A 9,592-nucleotide genomic window follows, 5' to 3' on the forward strand; every position below is an offset into this window, starting at 1 on the left:
GGGTGAGGACTGGTGGTTCAACGTGCGTGCGTCGAACACCGAGCCGCTGCTGCGTCTGAACGTCGAGGCCCGTGACGCGGACACCCTGGCCCGTGTCCGCGACGAAGCCCTGAACCTCATCCGCGCCTGACCGAATTCCAGCCCCGTCGGCGTTCGAGGCGCGGGGTGTGGGGCGGAGCCCCACGAACCCCGGCGCAGCCGGGGTTCCCGTGCGCCGGGCCGAGAGGTCCCGGCGCACGGGTCCCACCCCCGCCCGCCCCAGGCCGCACCGGCGGAGCCCCAGGGGTACGCTGACCACGCCCCACCCGCATCCCCGAAGGGAACCCACCCCATGCCGCTCGAAGCCGGCCTCCTGCAGATCCTCGCCTGCCCCGCCTGCCACGCACCGCTCGAGGACAAGTCGGCCGACGAGAACCCCGAGCTGCTCTGCACCGGCCAGGACTGCGGCCTCGCCTACCCGGTCCGCGACGGCATCCCGGTCCTCCTCGTGGACGAGGCCCGCCGCCCCGCCTGACCGGCAGGCACCGTACCCCCCGCACACACCGCACCCGCACCTCACCGCGAGACGCGCAGACAGGTTCCCGTCACCCAACAGCCGGAGGCCGCCATGCTCGACGAGTCGCTCCTCGACGCACCGGACGATCTCGCCCGCGTCGACCGACGGGGCCTGCTCCGCGGCGCGGCCGAGGCCGGGGCCAGAGTCCGTACCGCGGCCCGGCACGCGAGCGAGGCGGGCATCGCCACCCTGCGCCCCGACGGCCGACCGCGCGCGGTCCTGATCGCCGGGCCCGGCACCGCCGCGACCGGTGTCGCCGACCTGCTCGGCGCCCTCGCGGGCGCCTCCGCGCCGGTGATCCGGCTCGATCCCACCGGTGTCGCCCACGCCGCCGGGGCGATGCGCTGGGCCCTGCCCGGCTGGGCCGGGTCCGTCGACCTGCTGCTCGTGGCCACCACCGACGGCACCGAGCCCGGACTCGCCGTGCTCACCGAGCAGGCCTACCGGCGCGGCTGCACCGTCGTCGCCGTCGCCCCCGAACGCTCACCGCTGAGCGAGGCCGTGGACGGCGCGCACGGGCTCCTCGTGCCGATGGCCAAGGCCCCGTACCAGGAGTTCGACGAGTCGGCCGCCGCGGGCCCGGGCGCCCTGTGGGCCCTGCTGACGCCCCTGCTGCTGCTCCTCGACAAGCTCGGCCTGATCGCCGCGGCCCCCGACACCCTCCAGCTCGTCGCGGACCGGCTCGACCGGACCGCCGAACGCTGCGGGCCCGCCATCGCCACCTACTCCAACCCGGCCAAGACCCTCGCCGCAGAGCTCGCCGACTCGCTGCCGCTCATCTGGAGCGAGGGCAACGGCGCCGGGCCCGCGGGCCGCCGCTTCGCCGCCACCCTCGCCGAGCTCGCCGGCCGCCCCGCGCTGGCCGCCGCGCTCCCCGAGGCCCTGCCCGCCCACGGCACCCTGCTCGCCGGTGACTTCGCCGCCGGCGCCGACCCCGACGACTTCTTCCGCGACCGGGTCGAAGAGCCACAGGCCCTTCGCGCCCGCGTCGTCCTGCTGCGCGACCGGCCGGCCGGCGGCCTCACCGCCGCCCCCGCCGCACGCGAGCTCGCCCTCAGCCACGACACGGCCATCAGCGAGCTCGAACCGGAGGAAGGCGCCGAGCTGGAGCAGCTCGCCGAACTGCTCGCCGTCACGGATTTCGCCACCGCCTACCTGGCGTTGGCCTCCGGGGGACACAGCTGAGACCCGCGCACGTGCCCGGATCTATCCAGGAAAGACGACGATGGACCGCCTGACCAACACGATCCGCCCCTACGCCTGGGGATCCACCACGGCCCTCCCCACGCTCCTCGGTGTCGAACCCACCGGTGAGCCCCAGGCCGAGCTGTGGATGGGCGCCCACCCGGGCGCCCCGTCCCGCGTCGACCGCGGCGCCGGCGAGAGGTCGCTCGCGGAGGTCATCGCCGCCGACCCCGAAGGAGAACTCGGCGCCGCCACCGTGGCCAAGTTCGGTCCCAGGCTGCCCTTCCTCTTCAAGATCCTCGCCGCCGGCGCCCCGCTGTCCCTCCAGGTCCACCCCGACCTGGCCCAGGCGAAGGCGGGGTTCGAGGACGAGGAGCGGCGCGGAATCCCGATCGACGCGGCCCACCGCAACTACAAGGACCCCAACCACAAGCCCGAGATGATCTGCGCGATCACTCCGTTCGACGGGCTCTGCGGCTTCCGCTCCCCGCAGGCGTCCGCCGACCTGTTCGAGGGGCTGGGAGTGGGCTCCCTCAAGCCGTACGCCGACCTGCTGCGCGCCCACCCCGAAGAGGCCGCGCTGCGCGAGGTGCTGACCGCCGTACTGAGCGCGGACCGCGAGCAGATGGCCCGTACGGTCGCCGAGACCGCGGCCGCCGCCGAGCGCCTGGGCGGCGAGTACGCCACGTACGCCGCCCTGGTCCACGAGTACCCGGGCGACCCCGGCGTCATCGCGGCCATGCTGCTCAACCACGTCCGACTCCAGCCCGGCGAGGCCCTGTTCCTCGGCGCGGGGGTCCCGCACGCCTACTTCGACGGCCTCGGCGTCGAGTTGCTGGCCAACTCGGACAACGTGCTGCGCGCCGGGCTCACCCCCAAGCACGTGGACGTGCCCGAGCTGCTGAAGATCGTGAAGTTCGAGCCGAGCGACCCGACCGTCATGCGGCCCGAGGGCGACGGCGGCGAGGAGGTCTACGAGGCCCCCATCGACGAGTTCCGGCTCTCCCGCTTCCTCCTCGCGCCCGGTGGCGCCCCCCAGGTACTGGCGGACGGCGCCCCGCAGATCCTGCTCTGCACGGCCGGCTCCGTACGGGCCGGTGAACTGGCCCTCTCGCCCGGGGGATCGGCTTTCGTGCCGGCGGGTGAAAAGGTCGAACTGTCCGGAAACGGAACGGTCTTCCGGGCCACCGTGGTGGTCTGACGCGGCGTCCGCCCCAGGGGCTGCAACAATGTGCGGCCGTAGTCACTGGCCCAGGAAGGACACCCTGCACCCATGAGCGCGTCGGGCGGTACCAAGGCGATCGTGGCGGCACTCGCCGCCAACCTCGCCATCGCTGTAGCCAAATTCGTGGCGTTCCTCTTCAGCGGCTCGTCCTCGATGCTCGCGGAAAGCGTCCACTCCGTGGCGGACTCCGGGAACCAGGGACTGCTCCTCCTCGGCGGGAAGAAGGCCCAGCGCGAGGCGACGCCGCAGCACCCCTTCGGGTACGGGCGCGAGCGCTACATCTACGCCTTCCTCGTCTCCATCGTGCTCTTCACCGTCGGTGGCATGTTCGCCATCTACGAGGGCTACGAGAAGATCCACGAACCGCACCCGATCGAGGCCTGGTACTGGCCGGTCGGCGTCCTGGTCTTCGCGATCATCGCCGAGTCCTTCTCCTTCCGCACCGCCATCAAGGAATCGAACGAGATCCGCGGCAAGCTGTCGTGGACCCAGTTCGTGAAGCGGGCCAAGGCCCCCGAACTGCCCGTCGTGCTGCTGGAGGACCTCGGCGCGCTCATCGGCCTGGTCCTGGCGCTGGCCGGCGTCGGCCTCGCCCTGCTGACCGGCAACGGCGTCTGGGACGGCATCGGCACCCTGTGCATCGGCATCCTGCTCATCGCCATCGCGATCGTCCTGGCCGCGGAGACCAAGTCCCTGCTGCTCGGTGAGGCCGCCGGCGTCGAAGAGGTCGAGAAGATCAAGGCCGCGGTCGTCGACGGGGACGTCGTCACCCGCGTCATCCACATGCGCACCCTGCACCTCGGCCCCGAGGAGCTGCTGGTCGCCGCCAAGATCGCCGTCGAGGGCAACGACACCGCGACCGAGGTGGCGGACGCGATCAACGCCGCCGAGGCCCGCATCCGCGAGGCGGTCCCGATCGCCCGGGTGATCTACCTGGAGCCGGACATCTACCGTCCCGAGGCCGCCGAGTAGTCCGCGCACGTACGCCGAAGGCCCCCGCGAGCAACAGCCCGCGGGGGCCTTCGGCGTGTGCGGGACGGCTACGGGGCGTCCACCCGAGTGGCTCCCCAGACGGGCCCCTGCACCTCGGCCGGCCCGCGCCTGCGCGCCACGAGCGAGGCGATCCCCAGCCCGAGCCCCGCGAGCAGGAGTCCGGTCCCCGCCAACGAGATCAGACCGAGGGCGATCACCAGCGGGGCCGCCTCGTGGAGGCCGGCATCGATCCCGGTCACCGCGGACACTGGCAGCGTTCCCGCCGGGGTCTCCTCGTGGAACCGGGAGTCCGCCGAGTTGCCGCGGTTGTCGCCCAGTACGAACATCCGGCCCTGCGGCACCGAGACGGCGAAACTCACCCCGCCGGCACCGGGGTCGCCGTCGCGCACGTACGGCTCGTCGAGCGGCTTCCCGTTGAGGGTCAGCGTCCGGTCGCCCACCGCGTAGGAGATGTGGTCCCCGCCCAGGGCCACGACCCGTCCGATGAACGGGCCGTCGAGTCCCCAGTCGGCCGGGTCGTAGGTGATCACGTCACCGTGGCGTACCTGGCCGGGGTTCCTCTCCATCGCGAGCACTTCCCCGACCGGGACCGTGGGCAGCATGCTCTCGCCGAACTGCTTCACCGGGGCGAACCGGCCGAACATGTACGCGTACGGTCCGGCGGCCAGCGCGACGCCCAGCACCAGCAGGGCGATCGCCCAGATACCCCGTCTCCGCCCAGGCCTGCGTGCCATCGATCCCCAACCCCTCCCGCCGATACGAACGGCCGGAAGACTACGGTCTGGCCGAAACCCCTCCACGGGTGGGGTGGGCGACCCACCATCCGAACCCGGCCAGTTCCCCGTCCGCTGGGGCCGCCGCCGCCGATCGGTGTAGATTCGTCATCAGTGTCAGGCGTCGCTGCTGATGGCGGGTCGGGCGGTCCCTGCGACCGGCCGAGGGGAGAGAGGACCCCCGACGGACTGTGCTCGGTGTCCCGTCCCCAGGACGGCGCACGGACCAGCCGTACCCACCTCTCGAACCATGAGGAGCAGCACCCATGGACTTCAAGGTCGCAGACCTCTCCCTTGCCGCGTTCGGCCGCAAGGAGATCACCCTGGCCGAGCACGAGATGCCGGGCCTGATGTCGATCCGCCGTGAATACGCCGAGGCCCAGCCTCTGGCCGGCGCCCGCATCACCGGCTCGCTCCACATGACCGTGCAGACGGCCGTGCTCATCGAGACCCTCGTCGCCCTCGGCGCCGACGTCCGCTGGGCCTCCTGCAACATCTTCTCCACCCAGGACCACGCTGCCGCCGCCATCGCGGTGGGCCCGAACGGCACCCCGGAGAACCCGCAGGGCGTCCCGGTCTTCGCCTGGAAGGGCGAGACGCTGGAGGAGTACTGGTGGTGCACCGAGCAGGCGCTCACCTGGCCGAACACCCCCACCGGCGGCCCGAACATGATCCTCGACGACGGTGGTGACGCCACCCTCCTCGTCCACAAGGGCGTCGAGTTCGAGAAGGCCGGCGAGGCCCCGGACCCGTCCACCGCGGACTCCGAGGAGTACGCGCACATCCTCACCCTGCTCAACCGCACCCTCGGCGAGAACCCGCAGAAGTGGACGCAGCTCGCGTCCGAGATCCGCGGCGTGACCGAGGAGACCACCACCGGTGTGCACCGCCTCTACGAGATGATGCAGGCCGGTGACCTGCTCTTCCCGGCGATCAACGTGAACGACGCCGTCACCAAGTCGAAGTTCGACAACAAGTACGGCTGCCGCCACTCCCTGATCGACGGCATCAACCGCGCCACCGACGTCCTCATCGGCGGCAAGGTCGCGGTCGTCTTCGGCTACGGCGACGTCGGCAAGGGCTGCGCCGAGTCCCTCCGCGGCCAGGGCGCGCGCGTCATCGTCACCGAGATCGACCCGATCTGCGCCCTCCAGGCCGCCATGGACGGCTACCAGGTCGCCACGCTGGACGACGTCGTCGAGACCGCCGACATCTTCATCACCACGACCGGCAACAAGGACATCATCATGGCCGCCGACATGGCCAAGATGAAGCACCAGGCGATCGTCGGCAACATCGGCCACTTCGACAACGAGATCGACATGGCCGGCCTGGCCAAGGTCGACGGCATCGTCAAGGACGAGGTCAAGCCCCAGGTCCACACCTGGACGTTCCCCGACGGCAAGGTCCTGATCGTGCTCTCCGAGGGCCGCCTGCTGAACCTCGGCAACGCGACCGGCCACCCGTCCTTCGTCATGTCGAACTCCTTCGCGGACCAGACCCTGGCCCAGATCGAGCTCTTCACGAAGCCGGAGGAGTACCCGACCGACGTCTACGTGCTCCCCAAGCACCTCGACGAGAAGGTCGCCCGCCTCCACCTCGACGCCCTCGGCGTCAAGCTCACCACCCTCCGCCCCGAGCAGGCCGCCTACATCGGCGTCAAGGTCGAGGGCCCGTACAAGCCGGACCACTACCGCTACTGATCACCACCCGATCAACCGCGGACGTACCTGAAGCAGGCCCCCGGCACACGTGCCGGGGGCCTGCCCCGTCTCCCCCTCCGATCCGAAGAAGAGTGCGCACCATGCCCCGCGGCCGCTACTCGCTCCACGACCCGCACGACCACACCCCCCTCGGCGAGGAGCACTTCCACTGCGCCCCCGGGCCCTCCGGCTGGCGCTACGTCTCCCAGCTCACCGCCCCGGACGGCGACCACCGGGGATCCGTGGACCTGGCGATCGACGAACTCGGCCGCCCCATCCGCCTGGAGGTCAACGCCGCGAGCTGGCAGGTCCGCGGAGCCGCCCTCGACGGGGTCACCTGGGTCCGCACCGACCCGACCGGCACCGAGGCCACCGAGGGCAACATCGCCGCCCCCGGCTTCACCGGCACCTCCCCGGCCTTCCTCATCGCCACGTCCCGCCTGCTGCGCCCGACCCCCGGCGCCCCCGCCACCCGCGTCCGGCTGCTCGCCCTCACCGACCCGGTCCTGGCCCCGCGCACGGTCGACCAGGCCTGGGCGCTGGTGGCCCGCGAGGAGCACCCCACGGACAGCGGCCCGCTCCTGGTGGACGAGTACCGGGTCACCGCCCTGGACACGGGCGAGGTGCACACGGTCCACATCGCCGGCGACGTGGTCCTCTCGGCCCCCGGCATCGAACTGGAACACCTGGAGACACCGCCCTCGGCCTTCGAGGACCAGTGACCCCTCAGGCCGGCGGAGCGAACCCGCCGGCGCGCGGAACCTCCGCGGGTGCCGCGGGCGCGGTGGGCGCCACGGGCACCGGGGCGACGTACGGGGGCGGCACGGGCGTCGGGGCGGTGGGGGCGACGTACACGGACGGGACGGGCGCAACGGGAGACGCCGCGGCCGCGGCGCGGAAGGCCCGGGCGGCATCGCGCGACTGACGCTCGTGGACCACGGCCATCAGGAAGGCCGCCGCCGGCACCCCCGCCGGCGGCGGCGCCCCCGTACGCGCCACGAGATCGTCCGCGAGCCGCGCCGCCATCGCCGCCCCCACCTGCGGATCCAGCTGGTTCATGCGGGTCAGGTACTGGCGGATCGCCAGCCACAGCCCGTCCGGCACGGCCGACAGGTCCAGCTGGGTGAACCGCCCGGCCAGCCACGGCGGCGGTGGCGGCACCGGCATCACCCGGGCCCCCGGCACCCGCTCCCGGACCACCAGGGTCCCCGCGAAGACGTCCCCGAGCCGCCGCCCGCGCGCCGACACCAGCGAGGCGATGGCCGCCACCGTGCCGAAGGTCAGCAGCAGCTCCACGACCCCGAGGGCCCCGCGCACCAGCGCGTGGCGGAACCGGATCGGCCCGCCGTCGTCGCGCACCACCCGCAGCCCGCACGCGAGCTTGCCCAGGGAGCGCCCGTGGGACAGGGTCTCCACCCCGATCGGAATGCCGACCAGCAGCAGCAGGAAGCCCGCCACCCCGATGGCGGCCTGCGCGGCCGGGTCCAGCGAGGCGGTCGCGAGGGTCAGCCCGATCGTGAGGAGGACGTAGACGGTGACGTAGACGGCCAGGTCCAGGAGGATCGCCAGCGCCCGGCTCGGCAGCCTCGCCGGCCGCAGCCCGAGGACGACCGCGTCCCCCGTCACCAGATCGCTCACCGCAGCACCTCTCATGTGACCTGCTCCGCCCCTACGGCATCCAGTCTGCCAAGCTGACCACACTAGGAATAGGCAGCGGCCAGGGGACCTGGGCAGGGGAGCGCACCGGATGGATCTCGACGTCTTCGTCACGGCACACCGCGCGGAATGGGACCGCCTGGAGCAGCTCCTGGGCCGTGGCCGCAAGCTGACGGGCGAGGAGGCCGACGAACTCGTCGCGCTCTACCAGCGCACCTCGACCCACCTCTCCCTCGTCCAGTCCAGCGCCCCCGACCCCATGCTCACGGGGCGGCTGACCCAGCTGGTGGCGCGGGCCCGCGCCACGGTCACGGGCACCCGCCGCGCGGGCTGGCGCGACGCCGCCCTCTTCTTCACCGTCGGCTTCCCGGCCGCGGTCTACCGCAGCCGCCGCTGGTGGATACCGACGGCCCTGCTCTCCACGGCGCTCGGCGTGCTCATCGGCTGGTGGATAGCGACGCACCCCGAGGTCCAGGGCGCCATCGCCGCCCCGGAGCAGCTGAAAGAGCTGACGAAGCCGGGCGGTGAGTACGAGACGTACTACTCCAGCAACCCCGCGGGCTCCTTCGCCGCCCAGGTGTGGACGAACAACGCCCAGGCGGCCGCGATGTGCCTGGTCCTGGGCGTCTTCCTGGGGATCCCGGTGCTGTGGATCCTCTTCCTGAACATGGCCAACCTCGGGGTCGGCCTCGGCCTGATGGCGTCCGCCGGCCGGCTCGACGTCTTCCTGGGCCTGATCCTCCCGCACGGCCTGCTCGAACTGACGGCCGTCTTCGTGGCGGCGGGTACGGGTCTGCGCCTGGGCTGGACGGTCATCGACCCGGGGCCCCGGACCCGGCGCACGGCCCTCGCCGAACAGGGCCGCGCCGCCCTCGGCATGGCCATCGGCCTCGCGGTGGTCCTGTTCGTCTCCGGCCTGATCGAAGGCTTCGTCACCCCTTCCGGCCTCCCCACCTGGGCACGCATCACGATCGGCGTCGTCGCCGAGGCCGCCTTCCTGATCTACGTCTTCGTCCTGGGCGGCAGGGCCTCCCGAGCCGGCGAGCTCGGCGACGTGGAGGAGGCGGACCGGACGGCAACGCTCCCGACCGCGGCCTGATGTGCGTACAAGCCTGCTGAGCTGCTAGTCTCCTCGTCGTCCCGCAAACGCCGTTGACACGGAACGAGCGGGGAGGTAGATTCGAACGGTTGCCTCGAACTGGACAAGTTCGGCAGTGATGGTTTAAAGTCTTTCTCACCCCACATGGACATCAAGATCCGATCGGGGTACGTCCGACTCCTCATTTCAGGAATTCGAGGCCGGAGAAATCCGGTGGAAAACCTCTGATAGAGTCGGAACCGCCGGAAAGGGAAACGCGAAAGCGAAAACCTGGAAAGCGCCGAGGAAATCGGACACGAAAGCGTCTGATAGAGTCGGAAACGCAAGACAGCAGAACGAAAGCCCGGAGGAAAGCCCCAGCCGATGTTGCTGAGGGTGAGTACAAAGGAAGCGTCCGTTCCT

Annotated in this window: 10 protein-coding genes; 8 read left to right on the forward strand and 2 right to left on the reverse strand. The window is 71.8% G+C overall.

The window, feature by feature from the left end; all coding sequences use genetic code 11:
* The 5 genes from IG86_RS41985 to IG86_RS0137435 all read left to right on the forward strand — a co-directional run.
* A partial coding sequence (locus IG86_RS41985) for a hypothetical protein (protein WP_157854966.1) occupies nucleotides 1-130 on the forward strand: 130 nt, incomplete at its 5' end.
* A 201-nt stretch (nucleotides 131-331) separates the two neighbouring features.
* Entirely contained in the window at nucleotides 332-514 is a 183-nt protein-coding gene (locus IG86_RS0137420; protein WP_030834131.1) for a Trm112 family protein, read from the forward strand.
* Between the two features lie 93 nt (nucleotides 515-607).
* Nucleotides 608-1,741, forward strand: coding sequence for an SIS domain-containing protein (locus tag IG86_RS0137425; RefSeq protein WP_030834133.1), 1,134 nt, complete (start codon nucleotides 608-610; stop codon nucleotides 1,739-1,741).
* Nucleotides 1,742-1,781: 40 nt separating this feature from the next.
* Complete coding sequence (manA, locus tag IG86_RS0137430; RefSeq protein ID WP_030834135.1) at nucleotides 1,782-2,942, forward strand: mannose-6-phosphate isomerase, class I; 1,161 nt, start codon at nucleotides 1,782-1,784, stop codon at nucleotides 2,940-2,942.
* Nucleotides 2,943-3,014: 72 nt separating this feature from the next.
* Nucleotides 3,015-3,938, forward strand: coding sequence for a cation diffusion facilitator family transporter (locus IG86_RS0137435; RefSeq protein WP_030834136.1), 924 nt, complete (start codon nucleotides 3,015-3,017; stop codon nucleotides 3,936-3,938).
* A gap of 68 nt (nucleotides 3,939-4,006) precedes the next feature.
* On the opposite strand, the gene lepB is transcribed toward IG86_RS0137435, so the two are convergent.
* Nucleotides 4,007-4,693, reverse strand: coding sequence for a signal peptidase I (lepB, locus tag IG86_RS0137440; protein ID WP_078848677.1), 687 nt, complete (start codon nucleotides 4,691-4,693; stop codon nucleotides 4,007-4,009).
* A 305-nt stretch (nucleotides 4,694-4,998) separates the two neighbouring features.
* On the opposite strand from lepB, the gene ahcY reads away from it, so the two are divergent.
* Both ahcY and IG86_RS0137450 read left to right on the forward strand, forming a co-directional pair.
* Nucleotides 4,999-6,435: an adenosylhomocysteinase gene (gene ahcY, locus IG86_RS0137445; RefSeq protein WP_030834139.1), complete on the forward strand. Its 1,437-nt coding sequence runs from the start codon at nucleotides 4,999-5,001 to the stop codon at nucleotides 6,433-6,435.
* A 101-nt stretch (nucleotides 6,436-6,536) separates the two neighbouring features.
* On the forward strand, nucleotides 6,537-7,157 hold the full coding sequence (locus tag IG86_RS0137450) for a hypothetical protein (protein WP_030834142.1): 621 nt from the start codon (nucleotides 6,537-6,539) through the stop codon (nucleotides 7,155-7,157).
* A gap of 4 nt (nucleotides 7,158-7,161) precedes the next feature.
* Here the strand turns inward: IG86_RS0137450 and IG86_RS0137455 are convergent, their stop codons facing one another.
* Complete coding sequence (locus tag IG86_RS0137455; RefSeq protein ID WP_030902910.1) at nucleotides 7,162-8,073, reverse strand: RDD family protein; 912 nt, start codon at nucleotides 8,071-8,073, stop codon at nucleotides 7,162-7,164.
* 109 nt (nucleotides 8,074-8,182) lie between these two features.
* Here IG86_RS0137455 and IG86_RS0137460 point away from each other — a divergent pair, with 109 nt between their 5' ends.
* Nucleotides 8,183-9,190, forward strand: a complete 1,008-nt coding sequence (locus tag IG86_RS0137460; protein WP_030902915.1) for a stage II sporulation protein M — start codon at nucleotides 8,183-8,185, stop codon at nucleotides 9,188-9,190.
* Nucleotides 9,191-9,592: the final 402 nt, after the last annotated feature.

This window comes from Streptomyces virginiae, from assembly GCF_000720455.1.
Taxonomy (GTDB): domain Bacteria; phylum Actinomycetota; class Actinomycetes; order Streptomycetales; family Streptomycetaceae; genus Streptomyces; species Streptomyces virginiae.